This window comes from Methanosarcina sp. DH2, assembly GCF_020804225.1.
Lineage (GTDB): Archaea > Halobacteriota > Methanosarcinia > Methanosarcinales > Methanosarcinaceae > Methanosarcina.
Map to the genome: position 1 here is coordinate 1 of NZ_WJBI01000005.1, position 20,502 is coordinate 20,502.

At 40.1% G+C, this 20,502-nt stretch carries 18 protein-coding genes and 2 pseudogenes; 9 read left to right on the forward strand and 11 right to left on the reverse strand.

Annotated elements, in window-relative coordinates; genetic code table 11:
• The 3 genes and pseudogenes from FXV91_RS08900 to FXV91_RS19755 form a co-directional block, all read right to left on the reverse strand.
• A pseudogene (locus FXV91_RS08900) lies at positions 1-600 on the reverse strand (IS66-like element ISMma13 family transposase); the annotation flags it as partial.
• Positions 601-792: 192 nt separating this feature from the next.
• Complete coding sequence (locus FXV91_RS19750; protein WP_255680018.1) at positions 793-1,095, reverse strand: Holliday junction resolvase-like protein; 303 nt, start codon at positions 1,093-1,095, stop codon at positions 793-795.
• Positions 1,064-1,288: a Holliday junction resolvase-like protein gene (locus tag FXV91_RS19755; RefSeq protein ID WP_345945493.1), complete on the reverse strand. Its 225-nt coding sequence runs from the start codon at positions 1,286-1,288 to the stop codon at positions 1,064-1,066. The genes FXV91_RS19750 and FXV91_RS19755 overlap by 32 nt, the downstream gene beginning before the upstream one ends.
• 310 nt (positions 1,289-1,598) lie before the next feature.
• On the opposite strand from FXV91_RS19755, the gene FXV91_RS08910 reads away from it, so the two are divergent.
• From FXV91_RS08910 to FXV91_RS08920, 3 genes and pseudogenes are all read left to right on the forward strand, one after another.
• Positions 1,599-2,666, forward strand: a complete 1,068-nt coding sequence (locus FXV91_RS08910; RefSeq protein ID WP_229390234.1) for a hypothetical protein — start codon at positions 1,599-1,601, stop codon at positions 2,664-2,666.
• Positions 2,667-3,617 (forward strand): mechanosensitive ion channel family protein, encoded by a 951-nt coding sequence (locus tag FXV91_RS08915; protein WP_229390235.1) that lies wholly within the window; start codon positions 2,667-2,669, stop codon positions 3,615-3,617. It abuts the gene before it with no gap.
• A 202-nt stretch (positions 3,618-3,819) separates the two neighbouring features.
• A pseudogene (locus tag FXV91_RS08920) lies at positions 3,820-4,986 on the forward strand (RNA-guided endonuclease TnpB family protein).
• A gap of 38 nt (positions 4,987-5,024) precedes the next feature.
• Here the strand turns inward: FXV91_RS08920 and FXV91_RS08925 are convergent.
• Positions 5,025-5,540 carry a YetF domain-containing protein gene (locus FXV91_RS08925; RefSeq protein ID WP_229390236.1) on the reverse strand — a complete coding sequence of 172 codons (516 nt, stop codon included), beginning with the start codon at positions 5,538-5,540 and terminating at the stop codon, positions 5,025-5,027.
• A gap of 209 nt (positions 5,541-5,749) precedes the next feature.
• Positions 5,750-6,595 carry a mechanosensitive ion channel domain-containing protein gene (locus FXV91_RS08930; protein WP_229390237.1) on the reverse strand — a complete coding sequence of 282 codons (846 nt, stop codon included), beginning with the start codon at positions 6,593-6,595 and terminating at the stop codon, positions 5,750-5,752.
• Between the two features lie 430 nt (positions 6,596-7,025).
• Here FXV91_RS08930 and FXV91_RS08935 point away from each other — a divergent pair, with 430 nt between their 5' ends.
• The 3 genes from FXV91_RS08935 to FXV91_RS08945 all read left to right on the forward strand — a co-directional run bounded on the left by FXV91_RS08935 (position 7,026) and on the right by FXV91_RS08945 (position 9,169).
• Entirely contained in the window at positions 7,026-7,850 is an 825-nt protein-coding gene (locus FXV91_RS08935; RefSeq protein WP_229390238.1) for an AzlC family ABC transporter permease, read from the forward strand.
• Positions 7,850-8,188, forward strand: a complete 339-nt coding sequence (locus FXV91_RS08940; protein ID WP_229390239.1) for a branched-chain amino acid transporter permease — start codon at positions 7,850-7,852, stop codon at positions 8,186-8,188. Before FXV91_RS08935 ends, FXV91_RS08940 begins: the two co-directional genes overlap by 1 nt.
• Positions 8,189-8,287: 99 nt before the next feature.
• Positions 8,288-9,169 carry a 4Fe-4S binding protein gene (locus FXV91_RS08945; RefSeq protein WP_229390240.1) on the forward strand — a complete coding sequence of 294 codons (882 nt, stop codon included), beginning with the start codon at positions 8,288-8,290 and terminating at the stop codon, positions 9,167-9,169.
• Positions 9,170-10,598: 1,429 nt separating this feature from the next.
• On the opposite strand, the gene FXV91_RS08950 is transcribed toward FXV91_RS08945, so the two are convergent.
• Positions 10,599-11,663, reverse strand: coding sequence for a FapA family protein (locus FXV91_RS08950; RefSeq protein ID WP_229390241.1), 1,065 nt, complete (start codon positions 11,661-11,663; stop codon positions 10,599-10,601).
• A gap of 237 nt (positions 11,664-11,900) precedes the next feature.
• On the reverse strand, positions 11,901-12,410 hold the full coding sequence (locus FXV91_RS08955; protein WP_229390242.1) for a nitroreductase family protein: 510 nt from the start codon (positions 12,408-12,410) through the stop codon (positions 11,901-11,903).
• A gap of 632 nt (positions 12,411-13,042) precedes the next feature.
• On the opposite strand from FXV91_RS08955, the gene FXV91_RS08960 reads away from it, so the two are divergent.
• Together FXV91_RS08960 and FXV91_RS08965 are read left to right on the forward strand one after the other, a co-directional pair.
• Positions 13,043-13,309, forward strand: coding sequence for a hypothetical protein (locus FXV91_RS08960; protein ID WP_229390243.1), 267 nt, complete (start codon positions 13,043-13,045; stop codon positions 13,307-13,309).
• A gap of 533 nt (positions 13,310-13,842) precedes the next feature.
• Positions 13,843-14,013 carry a hypothetical protein gene (locus FXV91_RS08965; RefSeq protein ID WP_229390244.1) on the forward strand — a complete coding sequence of 57 codons (171 nt, stop codon included), beginning with the start codon at positions 13,843-13,845 and terminating at the stop codon, positions 14,011-14,013.
• A 248-nt stretch (positions 14,014-14,261) separates the two neighbouring features.
• On the opposite strand, the gene FXV91_RS08970 is transcribed toward FXV91_RS08965, so the two are convergent.
• From FXV91_RS08970 to FXV91_RS08985, 4 genes are all read right to left on the reverse strand, one after another.
• Positions 14,262-14,705 carry a serine O-acetyltransferase gene (locus tag FXV91_RS08970; protein ID WP_229390245.1) on the reverse strand — a complete coding sequence of 148 codons (444 nt, stop codon included), beginning with the start codon at positions 14,703-14,705 and terminating at the stop codon, positions 14,262-14,264.
• Between the two features lie 1,122 nt (positions 14,706-15,827).
• On the reverse strand, positions 15,828-16,376 hold the full coding sequence (locus FXV91_RS08975) for a ferredoxin-thioredoxin reductase catalytic domain-containing protein (RefSeq protein WP_229390246.1): 549 nt from the start codon (positions 16,374-16,376) through the stop codon (positions 15,828-15,830).
• A 12-nt stretch (positions 16,377-16,388) separates the two neighbouring features.
• Positions 16,389-16,694 (reverse strand): glutaredoxin family protein, encoded by a 306-nt coding sequence (locus tag FXV91_RS08980; RefSeq protein ID WP_229390247.1) that lies wholly within the window; start codon positions 16,692-16,694, stop codon positions 16,389-16,391.
• Between the two features lie 180 nt (positions 16,695-16,874).
• Entirely contained in the window at positions 16,875-18,356 is a 1,482-nt protein-coding gene (locus FXV91_RS08985; RefSeq protein ID WP_229390248.1) for an MFS transporter, read from the reverse strand.
• A 982-nt stretch (positions 18,357-19,338) separates the two neighbouring features.
• Here FXV91_RS08985 and FXV91_RS08990 point away from each other — a divergent pair.
• Positions 19,339-20,460, forward strand: coding sequence for a CNNM domain-containing protein (locus tag FXV91_RS08990; RefSeq protein WP_229390249.1), 1,122 nt, complete (start codon positions 19,339-19,341; stop codon positions 20,458-20,460).
• Positions 20,461-20,502: the final 42 nt, after the last annotated feature.

A 20,502-nucleotide genomic window follows, 5' to 3' on the forward strand; every position in this document is an offset into this window, starting at 1 on the left:
ACAGATTTTTATTCCCATAATATCCTCAAAAAATTCAGAAATCCTTTCATAGGGGATAAAATGGTGATTTTTACAGTAAATAGCTGAAGCTAAAATATTTGGACCATACTGAACTGGATATTTTACTGATTCAGGAAAAACAGCTTTATTTATTCTTCCACAGTAAGGACAGGTCTTAATCTGACTTTTGTGTTCTGTAACAATTAGATTTACAGGAGGAATATCAAAGACCTGTCTTTTCTCTTGGGCTTCAACTTCAACATTCTCAAGAGTATGGCCACATTCTTTGCAGCAACTCAAAGAATGTTCTATTACCTACTCAGGATCATCAACCATATCAAGAGTTGTCCCTGGGTGACCATCTTGACCTCCAGGTTTCTTCCCGCTCTTTTTACGGAGACTCTTAGGATTAGGTTTCTCCTTGACAAAAAAATCAGTAGAAGGAGGACGACTGCTGTTACGACTATTTTGGTTTAAACGAGATTCTAAGGCTATCAACCTTTCAGTAAGTTCTTTAATTTGAGTTTCAAGACTCACAATGTAAGCAATAACTTCAGGGTTTGAAGCACACAAAGCAAGAATCTCTTCACGTGTAAGCATGATAACGAAACAAAATAGAATTCAATTTATATCCAATTTTTCCTCGAAAAGAGGAAAAATTGTAGCCTTTAAAAGGCTGCCTGAATAGTTACAAATTTTTTTAAGAAAACCGGGAGCAAAGAGACCGTGAGAGCCACGGGTTAAGAAAAACTGGAAGAGAGACCAAAAAATAAGCACGGAAATTACGGAAACTTATTCCTTATTGTGGATGATCTCGTAGCTTACCTTTCCCCTGTTAATGCACTCCTTCACAAGCTTTTCTCTCTGGGAAAGGGCGCCGGTTTTTACGGACTTGACCTCTGCAAAGACAACCCTGTTCATTTCTCCTTCGGAAAGCCCGTCAAAGATAATAAAATCTACAGGAGTTCCGAGGAATCTAGCGTCTTTGGGGTTATATTCGAAGTCAGGGAAATAAGGGATAAGGTGTTCCGTGACCTTGCCTCGGATTATGGCTTCACTTTTTTCACTGCATCCTGGCGGATTTTTTCTCCTCATCAAGTTTCCATGTCCTGAAGAGGGTATCAGCTTTGTCGGAAACCTGGCGATCCATTTCTCTCGTTTGCCAGGCTTCATGCAGGTCTCTGGCACGGGATTCGACCCTGCCTTTCAGTTTGATGTATTTGACGAGCAGGTAAACTATAAGGAGGGGAAGAAAAAGGATAAGGGTTGAAATCATCCAGTCATCCACAACTATTTCTCCGAGAAGGGTTGGTTTTTTCAATGAGTAATTAAGGACTAAATCAAGGACTAAATCAAGGAATACATCTTGAATAAATCTCGAATAAATCTCAAGGAATAAATCTCAAAGAATAAATCCCAGACTCTATAAATGGCTATAAATATTTAAAAGTTGCAGCAGGGTTTTTCTTTTCTGCTAAACTAACACCTTAAAGTTTCTGCTCTTGAAAATAAATTAATCCCAGTGAAAAATTATCGAATAATTATAGGTATCTATCAGGCATATATTAAGTACAATACACGAAATATAATACAGGAATATGACGGGGATTCATAGTAACGGCTCCGAGGGAAAGGTCCTGGGTGAGGTTCTCGGACTTCGGGACAGCATAGGAGAAATCCAGGCAGCAATTGCTGACTTTGAGGTTGGGAAAAGACTGAATGTAGCCATTATAGCCGAACCCCTTGGGGGAAAGACTACCCTGCTTAATGAAATTGAGAAACTTAATTTAAGCAGAGTGACAAAAATCACTTTTTCCAAGATCGTCCGGGACAAAAAGGAGATTTCCCTTCCCGAAGATACAAAAAGAGTAGTGCTTTTAGATAACTGTCAATTTCTATATATGAGAAGGTCGGGTGGTTTTGAGGTATTTTATGAGTTCCTGCATATGATTAGCTCTCAAAACAGTATATTTATCACCACCTGGAACACTTATGCCTGGAAATACTTAAACGAAGTCTTCAGGCTTGAGAAGTACTTCCCGGTGCAGGTCTTTATTCCTGCTCTCGAAAAAGAGGATCTCAAAGACCTTATTCTAGGAAGGTACGAAGAAGGAGAGATCATATTTGATAGCGGTAATAAGGTAAAAGAAAAAGCTCTCATTTATATAGAAGATTATCCGCTTGAACTGGCCTCGCTGGGCAGGAAAGTTTACATCCCGGTTCTGAAAATAAATATCTCTTACCTTAAGAAACGCCTTCTAAATGAGAAGGAAAAAGAAAGAGAGGAAGAAAAAGAGACTGCCGAAGATCGGGTATTTGGAGAAATCTACCGGGAATCAAAAGGTAACCCTGGTATCGCACTCAGGATCTGGGAACTTGAGATTGATTATCCTCATATAGAACCTGAAGGCGTACGCCATTTTTCATATGACATAGAACTTGAACAGGAAGAGGCTTTTGTTCTGGAACTGATCCTTTCATACCAGGGCCTGAGAAAAAGTGAAATCGTCGACATAGTAGGCTCTATGTTGAGGACGGATGAAATTCTTTTCCAGCTCCTGAACCAGGAACTAATTTTTGAGCATGAGAACGGATCCATTCGCGTCAGACCCGAAGCCCTGCGCAGCGTCATTGCATATCTGGAAAAATTAAGGTTGGTGTGGTAAATGGTAAATGGAGAGGGCGCTGTAGAGACGGGTAGAGAGCAACTTCTTGAAAGCATAAGATCAATAGAGATGCAAACGCTCATAGATATGGTTTTGATTTTATTCGCCGCATACATACTTGGCAGAATAGTCACTATCGCACTTTCCAAATTTTCAGAGAAAATGAGCCGAAGCGGCAGCGTAAAAGTCAAAATGATTATCCCTGCTATAAAATTTGGAATTTATATCATCGCTTTTTTTTATATCCTCAGGGAAATATTCTCAATGTTCGGACCTGAACTGTTTCTCCTGACAGGGCTTGTGGGTGCAGCGATCGGTTTTGGAGTAAAAGACCTTTTTGCAGACTTTGTCGGAGGAGTTGTAGTTACATTTGAAAGACCATACCAGGTTGGGGACAAAATTACAATTGGCAACTATTATGGTGAGGTCACTGATATCGGACTGAGGGCAACAAAACTTGTCACACCGGATGATGATACCGTTACGGTTCCTAACAGCCTGATTTTTAGTGAAGCCGTTGCCAGTGGAAATTACGGGGAATCGGAGATGATGGTTGTAATAGATCTGTACATTGCCTCCGAGTCAGATGTTGAGACTGCAATGAAGATTTTTAGGGAAGTAGTTGTGAGCTCCAGATACGTTTACATCTCCAGAAGTAGCCCTATTACCCTGTTACATAAAGCTCTCCCGTTTTATACAAGGTTAAGAGCCAGAACATATGTAAATGACCTGAGAGATGAATTCGAGTTTGAATCCGATGTACACACAAGAGCCTGGATCGAATTTCAGAAGAACGGTATAAGGGCTCCACAGCTTCATATCCTGAGTATTCCTCCAATAGAGGAAGAGCGCGAATCAAGTGATACAAATCAGAGAAATGTTCGGTTAAACAGGAGAAACAGGGGAGATTCCGAATTCGACACCGGGTCTCAGAGAAATTCCGAACTCTAAGCCTGTTTTATCTAAGAAGGCGGGAAGACCCCCTTCCTCGGTAGATCCGGTAAACCGGATCGAAGCGGGAGGGGATGAAAGCCGTCAAATTACTAATATTCTACAGATGGTGACTCTGTAAATCTTAATATAGTTTCGAGTTGTATTATATACTATGATTTGTGGCTACCGTTATAGGATTTGTCCAGATTAAGACCAGAAAATTCTTTTAGAAAAACATATCTGTAGCTGTAGATTTGTCTATAACAAACTTCTTCACATTAAACAAACATGTATGAAAAATTTAAAATAAGTATATCAGAATTTGACTTGAATAATCACCTCACCGTTCTAAAAAATATCTACCCTTTTTTGAAAGAAGTTAATTCTCAATCTCTGCAACAAGCAAGTAAAAATCTGAATTCAGCATACAACAAATTCTTCAAAGGAAGTGCAGGATTTCCGAAGAAAAAGAGTAAAAAGAATCCTGTTCAGTCATTTCAAATACCTCAACATTACAGGATTGAGGGTAAAAAGATATGGATTCCTAAAGTTGGATGGACGAAAATTAAACTTCATAGAGATATGATACAAGGAAATATGAAAACTGCGACCATATCTCGCACTCCAACAGGGAAATACTATATCGGTATAATTGTAGAAAACGATTTGGAATATCCTGAAAAACAAGAATTCACTCATGCTACTATGATTGGGGTAGATGTAGGAAATATTACTTTTGCTACTCTTTCTACTGGAGAAAAAATAGATCATCCGAAATTCTTGAAATCCTCTTTGCAGATATTAAAATGTTTGCAAAAAAGAGTTTCAAGAAAAGTGATTGGGTCAAATAATAGAAGAAAAGTGGTAAAGAGATTAGCTAAAGTTCATGAATTAATTTCCAATCAAAGAAACGATTTTCAACACAAAGTTTCAAAAAAGCTAGTCAGCGAAAATCAAGCAATAGCTGTTGAAACTTTGAATATTAAAGGAATGATGAGTAATCATCATAGAGCGCAAAGTACCGGAGATTCAGCATGGTATTCTTTCGTACTGAAATTAATATATAAAGCCGAATTGTTTGGAAAGACTATTTTCAAAATCAATCAATGGTTACCATTATCAAAAATCTGTAATATTTGCGGTTATAAGCATCCAAATCTTACTGAAAGTATAAGAGAATGGCAATGTCCAGATTGTAAAACTATACATGATCGGGACGTAAATGCCGCTATTAATATAAAAAATTTGTATTTTCACCGCCGGAACGGCGGGTAGAGCCTGTGGACTCGTTGGCACAAGTCAGGGGAATGAAACAGGAAGCTTCGCCCTCAAAAGCTTGAACCGTCAGGTTCAAGTGATAGGGCGAGGTATTCACCCAGTTGTTTAAATTTCTTATTCAGCCGTCTAAGTTTTTTATTTCTTCCCTTAAGCTTTTAACCCGGCAATATCAAGTTCTTTCCCTTCTTTCTCTGACTGGCTTATGATTGAGAAGCTGCCATCAGTCTCAAGGATAACAGCCCCTACATGTTCCAGATTGGCGTATCCTTGATTCCGTACAGACTGCTCAATCTCGTCTTCGACAACTCTGGAGCGTTTCATAGAGTTTTTAATATACTCGCCATTGTAATACACAAGGGAGGGCTCATTTCTTATTACTCTTTTTAAAGTATTCGATCTTATGGTCAGCCAGGTAATTACATGCTGCATACCTATCAGGACTGTAAAAGCCATTATTCCATCTGCGAGTGCAACATTTTTATTCAGAATAAGTGCTCCGAACGAAGATCCAAGAGCAATTGTAATTACAAAATCAAACGCATTTAGTTTGGAAAGTGTACGGTTTCCGGAAATCCTTAATAAAAGTACAAGTGCAATATATCCCATTACTCCGAGAACCAAAACTCTTCCGAGATCGTTCCAGCTATTGAAAAACACGCCCACTGCTGCAATCTCCTTTTAACTGAGTAAGTTTACAGATGTTGGTTAGGTAATATGTTTCTTTATTGACAGATATTTTTATTTATGTAAATAAATTGTATTGTATCATTGTCTATCCTGGATTTCTGGGAGGTAAGAGAATCTTAAAAATCTGAAAAAAGTCTTATGTTTGGGAAAAAATTGAGGGAAGCTGCAGAAACGGGCTGCATACATCACCCCTCGTCCTGAGCTTTTATAAGATCAATACCTACTGCGGTTCCTACCATAATATCTTCTTCTTTCTCGAGAGCTTCGAGAATACTTGAGATTAAAAGATGGCTGACTGCTCGCCTTTTTCTGGGTTCCACTACATATCTTAACCGCATTTCGATCCAGTTTTCTTCCAATCTCATAAAGAGTTTTGTCTGCACCTCATAGGTTGTAGTAAAATATTTTTCTCCCATGAGAAGGAGCTCAGTTCGCGCCAGGCTTTCGAACTCTCCCACAATCGGGCCTGCAGCTTTGAGGGCAATCTTTTCGGCTTTTTTCCAGTTGCTTCCGTAGATTAATAAAATCCTGACCTCATCCCAGATAAAGGAATAATCCCTGGTATAGTTTTTTATTGTCTGGTTCAGGACAAAGCTGTTCGGGATGTGAAGAATCCTGCCAGTGTATTGGTCTGCATCCACCCATTCCCTGATCTCCATAATTGAGGTACTGAAACTCCCTATGTCCAGTACATCGCCAGTACTGTCCCCGACCTGAATCCTATCTCCGGCTTTAAAGGGGCGGGTCATAATTATCAGAACCCCTCCGGCTATGCTGCGGAGAAGATCCTGAAGAGCAATTGCAACTCCAGCACTCAAAATCCCATAGGCGATAAGCAGGGTGGTTGTTCTCTCAATCCAGATTGCAAAAAGAGCGGCAAAAACAAGAACTGTGACAAGAACAGATACCGTTTTCCTCAGAGTATATCTATCTTTGGCAGTCGAAACTCTTCTAAGGATGAGGCTTCCAGCAAGGGAATTTATTATATAAGCTAGAAAAATTACAATTAAAGACACAAGAAGAGCATCCAATAGGGACCGATCCTCAAAGATATAAAAGCCGGTAAGATACCGGATATATGCAATAAAAAATATCAAAAGCAACAGGATAATAACATTCAGCCGATGGAGAACTCTCATGTAATTAAATATGATGTATTTTATATATCAATATAGTTAGACTTATTAGCTAATTCTATTCAAAACCGTCCCGATAGCCCTGGAACATATTAACCTCAGATTAACAATAGACCACCAGTGTTTTCAATCTTTATCTGATCACACTTTTTGAGTAACCTTTCAAATTAGTAGATAAATCATAAATTTTTAACATAATGTTGTAAGCATTGCTATATTTATTCTAATTACTATATTTATTCATTACCTTTAAATATAATAAATGCAATTTCTGTTTTTCATTCCTCAAGAAAAATTACGACAAAAAGGTAACAGAAGAGATAGTATGACTGATATGGAGGTAAAAAAGCACGAAATAGGGGAAAGGAATACAGACCTTTTCGTGAATGCCCTCAAGACAACAATTCCTGTATTTCTCGGATACATACCTCTCGGAATGGCTTTTGGGTTCCTGCTTGATGGCGCCGGGTACCACTGGATTTATGCTTTCCTTATGAGCCTGCTCGTTTATGCGGGTTCGGGTCAGTTTCTGGCAGTGGCTTTACTTGCTGCAGGAGCGGGGCTTACGGAGTTTCTTGTAGCTACTCTGCTCCTCAACCTCAGGCACGCATTTTATGGATTATCCTTGCTGGAAAAGTTCTCCGGTGCCGGGAAGGTCAAGCCTTACCTTATCTTTGCATTAACTGACGAGACCTATGCCCTTCTGACTACAACCGAAGTCCCAGCAGGCGGGTCAAAGTCAAGGTTTTACTTTTACATTGCAGCTCTCGATCACCTCTACTGGATCACAGGGTCAGTACTCGGGGCAGTGCTTGGCTCCATGCTGGATCTCAACCTTGAGGGTATGACTTTTGTGTTGACTGCTCTCTTTGTGGTGCTGACCATAGAGCAATACTTCAATTCCAGCGTGCGATTCCCCTTTGTAGCTGCGGTGGGGGCAGGAGCCACCTCCCTTATACTTTTCAGCCCTGACAATATGCTGCTGGCTTCAATCATTCTGGGGACTCTCATTCTGATGTGTAGGGAAAAACTGATGCAGGGAAATATACATGTAAATAAAAGAACCAGGAAGCTCCATGCAGTGACAGTACAGCCAGTTATACAGCCTGTTATACAGCCTGTTCAGGACAGTTCACAGGAGGAAAGCTGATGACCGATACCCTGCAAATGCTCGTAACCATTGCGGTAATAGCCCTTGCGACCTTCACTACAAGGGTTCTCCCGTTCCTGTGTTTTGGCTCAAGAGAGCCGCCAGCAATACTTTCAACTATTGAAAAGAACCTGCCTCCAATGATTCTCCTGCTGCTGGTCATCTATTGCCTGAAAGATGTGCAGTGGCTTGTAACTCCTTACGGGGCTCCGGAACTGTTTACAATAGGGGTTGTTGCAGGGCTGCACTTCTGGAAACGAAACGCCATGCTTAGCATCTTTACAGGCACAAGCCTTTACATGGCACTTGTACAGTTCAATGTCTTTTCTTTTCTTTGATTTCCGATCAGGAGGAAAGCCAGGACCGGTCAGAAGTCCCAATCATCACAATTCTTATATGCATCAATTATAATGCCTCTTAAAGCGAAGTGACTTTATATGGCTGAGAAAAAAGTTGACCTGTCTTCAATAAAAAGTAAAGGTTTTCTGCCCCAGAGGCAGGAAAATATGTTTTCAATGCGGCTAAAAGTAGTGAGCGGGAATCTGGACGCCGAAAAACTGCGGGCAATTGCAGACGCAGCCGAGAAATATGGCTCTGGCTATGTTCACATAACTTCAAGGCAGCAGATTGAGGTTCCTTTTGTCAAACTTGAAGACGTGGAAGCAGCAATCAATGAACTTGAAAAACAGGGCATTTCAGGAGGCTCTGCCGGAAAAAAGGTTAGAGCCATAGTAGCCTGTCAAGGGAATAGGGTCTGCAGACACGGGTTGATCGACTGCCAGAACCTGGCACACATGATCGATGAAAAATATTTCGGGGAGGCCGTCCCGAAGAAACTCAAGATTGCAGTAACAGGTTGCCCTTCGGCATGTATGAGGCCTCAGGACAACGATTTCGGGATAATGGGCACGGTAAGACCTGAAATCCGCGAAGAGAACTGCGTCGGCTGCAAGCTGTGTGAAAAGGCGTGTAAGATGGGGGCAATAACAGTCCTTGAAGATAAAGCCCATATAGATACTGGAAAATGTATCCTGTGCGGAGCATGTATTGCAGCCTGCCGGAAAGATGCCCTGAAGGCGGAAAAAACCGGATGCACAATCTTTGTTGGAGGCAGAGCGGGACGCCAGCCCAGGCAAGGGATAAAACTTCTTGAACTTGCGGACGAGAAGCAGCTTTTTTCAATTCTTGAAAAAACCTTTGAATATTACAGGAAAGAGGGACTTGACGGAGAGAGGCTAGGAGAACTCATTGACAGGCTGGGAATTGAAAAATACTTAGATTCAATCGGCTGCGTGTCACACACTGACTATTCATCTTGAAATTCGAATGTTATCAACGTTTTCAGCGCTTCTGTGCAGTCTTCGCATACTCGTTGAATAAGATACGTATAGACAGCGGACTAGATATGCAATGCCAAAAAAGACAGTCAAACTATAAGAAAAAAGCTTATCTCTCTAATATTTAAACAGTATACGACAATTAAATAATAAAAATTATATTTTTACAAGAAGGATTCATGAGAAAAGTAAGTTATGCTCTTGAGAGCATTCCACTTGATTCCTTTCTATCCTGGAGCACTTCTTCAACAACCCTTCGGAAATCTTCATGATCCTCAAATGTAAGATATGCTTCATTTTCCATGTTTAAACCTCGTCAGTATTTCAAAGCTTTTCGTTTCATTCAATTACTTATTTGAACAGTTTTTGGAATATTTCAGAATATTAGCTCAGAAGTAGTAGTAGGGTTTTGAGTCCCTATTCTCAAGTCCCTACCTGCGATCCAACCCATAGATTAAGAGGAAACCCTTTTACCCTTAATCTGTATATCTAAGACAGCATCAATATATATATCATAATTGATGCGAAAGATTGTTTCTAATTTGAAGTTTTGATACAATTGAATAATTGTATTATACCAGAAGTTTTAACGACATTAAAATAAGCCACGTTAAACTATTTTTTGCTTGAAAACAATTTTTGATATAATTTATTTAATATAATTTATGTTATTTGTATATGCTGGAGTTGGGAAGTAATAAGTTGGGAAGTAAAATGGGGTATCTACCAACATAATCTACCACATAAAGAATTTCCTGGGGTCGCTGATCTTTTCTTCGAATTTAATATGTTTGGGGAAGCATAACATTCGAAGAGACTGTATTGGGGGATACAGTAGATACAGCGCCTCTGGACTTCTTCTTATATCGCTTCTTTTTCTGCTTTTTCACTATTTTTACAGGCTCGTTGAGCCTCTCTACGTACCGCTCAATAAACTCCTAGCGTGCAGTCTAATCTGGAAATATTCAGACTATGGATCGATGCTCAATGCTGCTTAAAAAGGTGCTTCTCCGTAGAACTCAATCCCCTGGAATTTGACAGGTGCTACGCAGGTAGGCATCCTTTTCAGGGCTGCGAGAAAGCCAAAGACATAACACTGCATCTTTGTTATAAAGCTGTGCGGCAAAGTCGCCTGAAAAAGAACCTGGTATTTGGGCTCAAATCTATTCTATGTTTTCATTTTTTACAGGAAAATGTTGTCAAACTTTTTTGTGCTGTTTTCACAGTACATCGTCTTTTTTTGTAAAATAATTGGAAAATTCAGGGAAGAAGTTCTTCCCTAAAGCCCTTAAGCTCGCGTAATAACTGCCCTCCGAAATCAGGTAATCTGCAGACTACTCAGTTACCTTTTTGATCACTTTTTCGATTACCTTTCGTATTACTTTTCTAATTTTTAAATTATATTTTCCTATTAACTTTCAGGTTTGGCCTTCCCCGCAAACCAGATCCCTATCGCTCCCAACCCTATCAGCAGTGCAACAAACTGTATGAGCCAGCCAAGGAAAGGAATCTGATATACTATTGCAAATATGACCGCTCCGATAAGGTAATATACCATTTTCCCTGCTTCTTTTTTGAATATCTTATTGTAAATCACTGCGCCCGCAAGCAGTTTGACAGGGACAGTAGCAATGAGTAATGCGAGCGAAAAAAGCAGGATCAGCAAGACAGACAGACTCCATCCGAAAACTGTAATTAGCAGGATTATAGAGAGCACCGGGACAAAAATGAGGAGCAGAAAGCCAACAAGTCCGGCTTTTAACGTTGAGAACCTTACAACTTTCGCAAGTTCTGTTACAAAAACCGGGAATGTATAGATAAGGATAAAGCCCAGGGCAAGAGCTGCCAGTAGTCCCAGAATGAAAGAAAATATGCTGAAACCTTCAGATGCGCCTGTATACTGATCCTGTGCTCTGGTAGTTGTAATATTCAGATTTCCCCCTACATCATCCTCAAGGTCAGAAGGATAGTTTTCGGCTTCAAGTCCGAGATCTCCTCTAAGCTCAAAGTTCTCTCCTGTTTGGAGGGTTCCGGCAGAAACTGACCCATCTCCATTGACGACCCCGTTAAGGGTTATTTCCCCTCCAGCCAGCAAAATATCTCCTTCAACCGTGCTGTCCTGCGAGAGAATAATCTGCCCTCCGGCCACTACCAGGTCTCCACCGACATCCCCATTTACCCGGATAATACCTCCGGCTGCTAGAATGTTTCCTGAAATGTCTCCGTTGACAATCAGTTCTCCGCCGGCGCCGATGAAATCATCCATAACATTTCCGTTTATCTCAAGCCTTGAACCTCCAAGCACAAGGTCCCCCTGGATATCCTGATCAATCCGAAGATTGTCTCCGCCACCGAAAGTGTTCCCTGAACTCGTGTGGATGAGGGAATTTTCTTCATCAATAGCTCCTGCCGAAAAAGGCAGTACAGCAAAAAAAATTATAAGTAAAACAAGTACTGATGACAGCTTCTTTTCCATAAACTCACCTTCTATAGTATATAATAGAATATTTCCAGTATGCCCGGATAGATATCAGGGTATTCTGGCTAACCTGGATAGATATCAGGGTATTCTGGCTAGTATATCCTGGTTTAATGTGTAAAGAGATAGGGATAAAGGGATATGAAAATTCGCTGGAAAAACTAAAAGGTGCTTAAAGGGAAAGAATATAGAAAAAGCCTCCAATCCGCTCCCTGATCCTTATTGACAGAAGCTTTACCAGGAATTATCATGAACTCTTGAGACTTCGTATCTGGATCTTCCTGTTTTTTCTTCTGCCGGATAGCCAATTGCAATTGCCGAAAAAGGGATCATATGCTCAGGAATCTTAAGCAGCTCCCTAATTCCGGTGACAAGTTTTTCAGCCGGATAAATTCCTATCCATACAGCTCCGAGACCCTGGTCGTGGGCAGCGAGCAACATGTTTTCGCTTGCAGCCGAGCAGTCCTGGACCCAGAAATCTTTAAATTTCGGAGCGTTCGGGTCTGCACAGATCAGTAATGCAGCTGGAGCGCCCTTCAACATCATTGCATAAGGGTGCATTTCCGAGATCCTTTCAAGCAGATCACGCCTGTCCATTATGATAAAATGCCAGGGCTGTTCATCCCCTGCTGACGGTGCACTCATACCCGCTTTTAGAATATTCTCAATCATATCCCTGCTGACCGGATCCGGCAAATATTTCCGGATGCTCCTTCTGGTGAAAATCGCTTCCATTGTTTCCATAAATATTGCCCCCATTCGTTAATGTTGCATTATAATGGATAAAACTATTGATAACTAATTTATACCAAATTAATATATAAATTCGATAATATATATTATGATGCAGCAACCGAAATCAGGGATAAAGCTTTGATTTTACTCTTTACAAGTCTGGTGCTAGGGTTGGCGAGATTGAAAGATGCAGGCTAAAGAGCATCAAATCAACGTAATAGATTCACAATAACCTCTGACCTGCAAAGAGATTGTAGATAAAGGAGATCTCTAGCTAAAAAAGCGGCAGATGCTTTAAATCATTATACTGCAGGTAATTACTCTTACGTTACGAGGCTAAAGAAGAAATCTAGCAACGGAAAGTACAGGTACAAAACCGACAGCAGACCCTAGCCAATTAGGTCTTCAACATATTATCAGGCTCTGGACTACTTAAATTTTATCATTGAGAAGGAGACGCGTTGTTACAACCTTTAGTTTAAAATTCTTATAGAGTTAAGCTAGAGGACATTGTTAAGGATACACTCTTAAACCCGCTAAGAGCGATATATGATAAAAGCTACCTGAATAGTTACACAGCTCTGTTTGTTTGCGTATCTTCATAAACTATAAGGTGCAATAATATCTTGGGGTGAATAACTATGAATAAACTTATGGAAATAGTAGTTTATATCTTAGCAGTAATAGGACTTACTTGTGTTGTAAAGCATATACGCATAATGCCTTGCGGAGAAGGTTGCTGTATGTGCGGCTGGCATAAAACAAAAGTAGAGGGGTCTAAAACGAAAGTAGAAGGACTTAAAACAAAAGTAGAAGGGCTTAAAACAAAAGTAGAAGAATTTAAAACAAAAATACACGGCGAAAAAAGAACTGGTTCAAGGTATGGTTCTGATCCGGTACGTTATTGAACCCGACAGCCATATTTGAAGAGTTATTCCAGGCTCCTGGATATGATAATATTTTTGTGATGGGCTCTGCGGAGCCCTTTATAATTTTGCAAAAGAGCAAAAATTATAACAACAATTATTGAGTCAGTATACCAATATTGTAGCCAAAAATATAGAAATTAAATTTTAATGTGAGCAATAGAGCCTTTAGATCTTTAATTTTCAAAATCTGCTCTTTAACAAAACCTTGAATTCTAAATTTCCTGCCGAATGATTCGGTAAAATCTAGCAGCGGAAAGTACAGTACAAAACCAATAGCAGACCCCAGCCAATTGGGTCTTCAATATATTATCGGGCTTCTGACTATTAAAATTTTATCATTGATATAAAGATGGGTTGTTACAGTATTCAGTTTAAAAGTCTTCTAGATTTAAGCCAGGACATTGTTAAAAATACTCTTTTTAACCTGCTAAGAGCGCTATACGATGACAGCTCTATTTGTTTGCGTATCTTCATAAATGATAAGGTACAATAATATCTCGGGGTGAATAATTGTGCATCAATTTATGAAAGCAGCAGGTTATACCGTAGCAGCATTAGGTGTCGCTTATGTTGTAAAACACATGAAGCATCGCAAAGAAGGTTCGCGTGGGTGGCATAAAATAAAAGTAGAAGATGAGAAAAAGACTGGTTCAAGATATGGTTCTGATCCGGTCCGTTATTAAGCCCAGCAGCCATATTTAGAAGGATTATTCCAGGCTTCCAGGATATGATGGATATTTTTGTAGTGGGCTCTACGGAGCCCTTCAATATTTTGCAAAAGAGCAAAAATTACAACGACAATTGTTGGGTCAGCATACTAATATCGTAGCCAAATAATTTAAGAAAATAAAAATTAAGGAATTTTCTAAGCAGGTCTTAATAAAGGTGACTACGAAAAATTTATAGAGGCTGTTTTTCTAAGTCTGGATAACTACCACTTAACCTGCTCAATTACAGTGGTGCGATCTATAGTTTCCTGGGGAGCAGGGATTGAGATCATTTTCGTAGCTGAAAATACCATTCCATCTGATCCTTTATTGCTTATTTTTTTAGCAGGAACCCCTGCAATTGAAATCCCTTTTTCATAGAATGATTTGTTTACTACAGAATTTGCCCCAATTGCAATATTATCAGCAATTTCTATGTTTCCAAAGATTTTGGCACCCGGGCCAACATATACGTCGTTTCCTATTTTTGGCGCCAAAATAATGCTATCTCTACCAGATCCTATATTAGTACAGGCATGTATTCTGCAGTTCTCTCCAACTCTGGCAGCCTTATTTACAACGATAGTTCCTCTATGGGCTATGCATAATCCAGGACCAAAAACATTTATTGGGATACTGAACCCGAGGTGGATGCTTATTCTGTGCAACCTGAAAAATATATATTTTGAATACAGTTTATGAATTAAGGACTTTTGACAGTTATTGTAATATTCAGCCTTTCTTAATAATCTCTGAAACTTCCATATATCATCACCGATTAGTTTAGGCCTTTTATAATTCTTGCCTAAAGATAATCTGTCTGCTTCAATGTATAAATCGTAATCCCTTTTTGATTTAATAATAGATATCCCCTCACCACATTATTATTTCTACAGTTTGAAGTCTCATACCTGGTTTCTCAGTTTAAGCGTACAAGTTCAAAAGTAAAAACCCAAAAATACTGAAGCCCGCTTTAATCTCACCCATTGAGAATTTCAAAATCGCTTTCGCGATCAGAAACTCATTGATCAATTAATACAAAATTCAATGTTTTACCTCTTTGAATTTTAAATACTTTTTATGATATTAACGTTTAACATTATTTAGAGTTGCTCAGTTTATAGAAACTTACGAATTAGATACTGATTTAAACACAAATTAAGCTCGTAAATTGAGATTGTAAACTAAGCTCGTAAATTCAGTTTGGAGGCGTTAAATATTATTGTGAAATTTTTCCTTCTTTGTCCGGATATGAGAATCATCTCTTTGAAAACTATCCAAATTTGTAGCTTCTCGTAGCTGACCCTAAAGACTATATATCATAATATTTGAATATCTTTTGTAGTTAATTGTAAAATATGGTGACAAATGTTATTAAATATTTCCTCTTCACAATATTTATTATAAAACTTTATTTTAAATAATAGATTGATTAATAATAGTGCTAATAAATAGATATTTTTCATCCTGATGCCTTAATTAAAGCCAGAAAAATATTAAAGATAGATGATAAGAAGGCAAAAAACATCAGAAAACTCTGATTATCAGTATGCTACCTGAGGCAAGCATCCCATGGACTTAGTTTGCGTATTAATTTTTGAGCCCCTAAAACAGAACAACAATCTTTTTTCTCTGTCATCGCGGAGAATTTAATAAATTTCGTATTAAATCTCCTGTAACACTAACCAAAACTCCAGAGCCTGCTTCACAGGCACCTATCAATTAAATAACTCAGGAGAAACCAGTTATTGCATTATATTAAAAAATAAAAACGAATTTCATGCAGTATATTACATGAACCGTTCGAATCTTTCTTTCCTTGCCTTACAAATAGGACAGACTCCCGGAGCCTCGTCCATGGCACAGAGATATCCGCAAACCTTACATCTCCATACCGGTTTTGAAAGTTCCCCTGAAAATTCCATAGTATCCATCATCTCCTCTCTTGCAGCTTCCTCAGCTCTCATGGCTTCTCTTTCTTCACGAGGAGGGCGCCTCTCAGGAATTGATTCAACCCTTCTTTCTCCTCGGATGACATCGTCAGACACATAAAGTGCACAGTAACAGGCTCCGTAATCGTTCAGATCCGGATCCCGGTAATAACAGGGACAGATAATATCCAGATCCTCTTCTTTGTTGTTAGCAGACAGCCTGCATGGGCAGGACCAGTAACCGTAACGCGCCTCGTTGCCGAGCAGTCCCCGTACGAGGTCTTTTGTGAACTCGACGTCAGGGTTCAGGTGATAGCCTGACTTTTCAACCTCATTTCTCAGCCGCTTATAGACGATATCTACCTTTTCTTCAGATATGTCTTCTTCAGAAGCTTCCTCTTCTTTCAACTCAACTCCCCCTTAAAAGCCAAGGCTTTCCCGGATCTCTTTTTCTTTAAAACCCACAATTGCCTTTTCATCATTTATAATAGTCGTTGGGAAAGAAACTGAGGGGTTAAAACGCCTTACTTCCTCGACGGCATCGTCTTCTTCATCTCCTTCGAGCCTGTCCACGTAAACGTACTCAAAATCCACACCCAGATCGGTGAGCAGTTTCTTTGTTTTTTTACACCATACACAGGTGCTCAGCCCGTACATTACGACTTTACCCCTGTCAACTCCGGAAATATGGTTTCCTTTCTCTTTATTCTTGTTAAACAGATCCACTTAATAAACCCCCTGGCAATAATTAAATTAGCCGGCGTTTGATAGCGTTTTATTTAAGACAGAGTATTGCTCTGAAGTCCGGCAGTAAATAAAAAAACCTGCCAGATATTAGATTCTATAAACTCCTTATCAGAAAATGTCGGATAAAGTATATAAAATTGAGATATACTAAGGCTCTACTCACCGTACAGACTTCTTACCCTTTTCAGGGCCGGAATGAACCTGACTTGTTTTTCCTCTCACCAGAGATGCGAATACTCCGATAATGCAGAATATCGTAAACAAGATAAATGCATAATGCAGGCTCGAAATAAATTGGGGATAATACTCAGGTGTGATTTCTACCGGGCCGATGACAACCGCAAAGATCATCATTGCAATACCCATCGAGAGCATCTGGCCAACTAGCCTCATAGTCCCGTTCATTCCTGATGCAACGCCGTAGAACTTTCTATCAACCGAGCTCATGATAGCATTCGTATTAGGGGATGAAAAGAGCCCGAAGCCTGCGCCGAGTATAAGGAGGATGATAACCAGGTACCATATGGGAGTCTCATCTGTGAGGAAAATAAGGAGAAAAAGCCCAAAAGAAGTGATTGCCATCCCTGCAGATGCAACAATGCGCGGCTCAATCCTGTCAGAGAGCCTCCCGGCAATTGGCGAAATCATAGCCTGGACAACCGGCTGCGCTACAAGGATCATTCCAGCATGTTCCGGCGTGAATCCTTTTGTGTACTGGAGATCGAGGCTCAAGAGAAAGGTCACTGCAAAAGTTGCACTGTAGTTAATAAGCGCAGATAAGTTCGAAAGGGCAAAAACCCGGTTTTTTGTGAGGAGCCGGATGTCAAGAACAGGAAAAGGTACCCGCATTTCATAAAGGGCAAAGACGATCATCCCGACAATTCCGGCTGCTATGAGAACAGCCCCTTTAACATCAGGAAGAATTGAAAACCCATACATAAGAGCAACAATTGCCACGCTGTAGATGACGGATCCTGTCAGGTCGAATTTCTCTCCTTTGCACTCAAGCCAGTCACCTTTCAGCTTCCAGAGAATAAGAAGAACAGCTATGATGCCGATAGGAACATTTACAAAGAAAATGCTCCTCCAGCCGAGATAATGCGTCATCATGCCGCCAAGGAAAGGACCAAGAGAAAGCCCAAGATAGACTGCAGTAATATAAATCCCGAGAACTTTTCCGCGCTCTCCGGGCGGGAAAACAGAAGTAAGGATAGCAACCCCGGTCCCGAAGATCATGGCACTCCCCAAGCCCTGGAAAATCCGGATTCCGATAAGCATTTCAGTTGAAGTTACCATGGTCATTAACAGGGACGCAAGACTGAAAATAGCAATGCCGTAGAGAAATACCTTTTTCCTTCCGTAAATATCTGCAATTTTTCCGAACGGGACAAGAAAAACTGCTGAAGATAGGAGGTACGCGGTTGCAACCCAGGAAAGGTCGATCGCGTTCATGTGAAATTCCGCGCCGATTGTAGGCAGGGCAATATTTACTGCCGACCCGTCAAAGGGTGTGATAAATCCGGAAAGTATCGCGATCAGGAGTACAACTCGTTTTTCTGCAGTAACGTCAGGACTATCAGCAGTACGACAGATTTCCGGAATTTCAGCAGATGATCCGGTTTTTCTCATTTCTTTTACCATATGTATCACTGATCAGAAGAGCATAATTTCCTATCTGGAGAGTCTGGAGATTGCAGCAGGTTTATCACGGGATATGACTTTAAGCAGTAATACTTTTCCTCAGGATATTTTCATCAATGTTGGCTAATCAAGAAACTTAGTATAACCTGCTTGTTATTAAATATTGTACCATTCAACCGGATTTTGAACAAAACCTCAGATTACTGAATGCCGATTGTATAAGTTATGAATGAAAAAACAGGATTCTTTGACCCGGAAAATGAACCTGAGTTTTGTAAAGTCTGATAATTTATATCAATCCTTATCAATCTGTTGATATCATTCCAAGGTACCCGAAAATAGCATCCTTAGATTTTACCCCTACGCTAAAATAATCTAAATTCAATGTGCCAGCCAGGTAAACATTTTTACATTTTTCCTTAATTTAGAAATTCCGTTTTTAGATTTTTTACTTTTGGCTTTTTAGCAGTTTTTCATGTTGTTTTCTCTTCCTTTTTTTCGCGGGAAAGTTTCCTCTCCTGCGTCGAGAGTGACAGGAACGACTCATTATAGTGAATAAGGTTACACGGGTCAGAAAATTTGTACTCTAATCCTTTTTGGGACTCTTGAGCAAAGTTCATTGCTATGAGCCATAAATTAGTCCTCTTGAGCGTAGCGAAAAGGACCGCGTACTCCCGAGGCGCAATTCGGGCGGGATAGAATAATCGATCAAAATGAGAAAAGCAAATTAAGTTATATAAGTAAAATAAACTTATCCTAAGGGCAGATTAAAAGCTTTTTCCGGTTGGTAAAAGTAAATCTTAAAAACTTGGAAAAGCAGCAGGATAGCGAGATAAGTAGTAATAAGAAAAAATAAATGGACTATTTCACAAGTTAAGACAACAAGATTAAGCCCGGGGCAATGAGATTAAGTTTATAAGATATTAATGATTAAGGGATTCGACTAGGTTTACACAGATATTATAGAGGTCATAGACTTACAATGAATGAAATCATTACCTGGATACTGATTGTACTTTGCCTGACACAGTCTGCTATTTTTTCAGGGCTGACGATCGGTATTTTCGGCCTTGGAAGACTGAGGCTTGAGATTGAAGCCGAAGCAAATAATAAAGATGCAATTAAAATCCTGCAGGTCCGGCGTGATTCCAATTTCCTGCTTACGACTATGCTCTGGGGGAACGTAGGCGTAAATGTACTTATTGCTCTGCTTACAGATTCCGTAATGGCAGGAACCTCAGCTTTTCTCTTCTCTACCTTTGGTATTACCTGTTTCGGAGAGATTGCGCCTCAGGCTTATTTTTCCAGAAACGCGCTTGCGCTTGGGGCAAAGCTGACTCCTCTTGTCCGCTTTTACCAGATGCTGCTCTATCCGGTTGCAAAACCAACAGCTCTTATTCTTGACTGGTGGCTTGGCAGAGAAAAACTTGAGCTTTTCAGGGAGCAAGCTATGAGAATCATGCTCGAAAAGCATATAGAATCCGGAAAGTCTGATATCGGTACTTTTGAAGGGATCGGAGCCCTGAACTTTCTTTCCATTGATGATGTCAACATTTCTGACGAAGGTTCCATAATAGACCAGAGGAGCATCATCTCTCTCCCCGTAGAAAATAACCGTCCTGTTTTCCCTTCATTCAAAAGGGAACCTTCCGATCCTTTCCTGCAGAAAATAGAAGCATCCGGAAAAAAATGGGTAATCGTCACCAACCCGGCAGATGAGCCTGTAATGGTGCTCGATGCGGACGGCTTCCTGAGGGATGCGGTCTATAAGAAAGGTCCTTTCATTCCGCTTTCTTACTGCCATTTCCCTGTAGTGGTAAAATCTCCCAAAACCAGGCTTGAGAAAGTAATCCGACAGTTCAAGGTATATCCGCAGTACCCTGAAGACGATGTGATTGATCAGGACCTGATTCTGTACTGGGGTGAGGAAAAGCGTATAGTAACAGGGTCGGATATCCTGGGCCGTCTGCTCCGCGGAATTGTGGTAGAATGTGAACTGGGATCGGGGTGTGAGATACCTGTTCCTCCTTCACAGTCCGGAATCGTCAGAAGGACAGTTTTGAGGAAAGGAAAGAGAGGAGAAACCAGAGAGTCGAAGAAGTAACAAAAAGGTCACTAAAGAGGAAATCTTTAGTGAGTTTGAGGC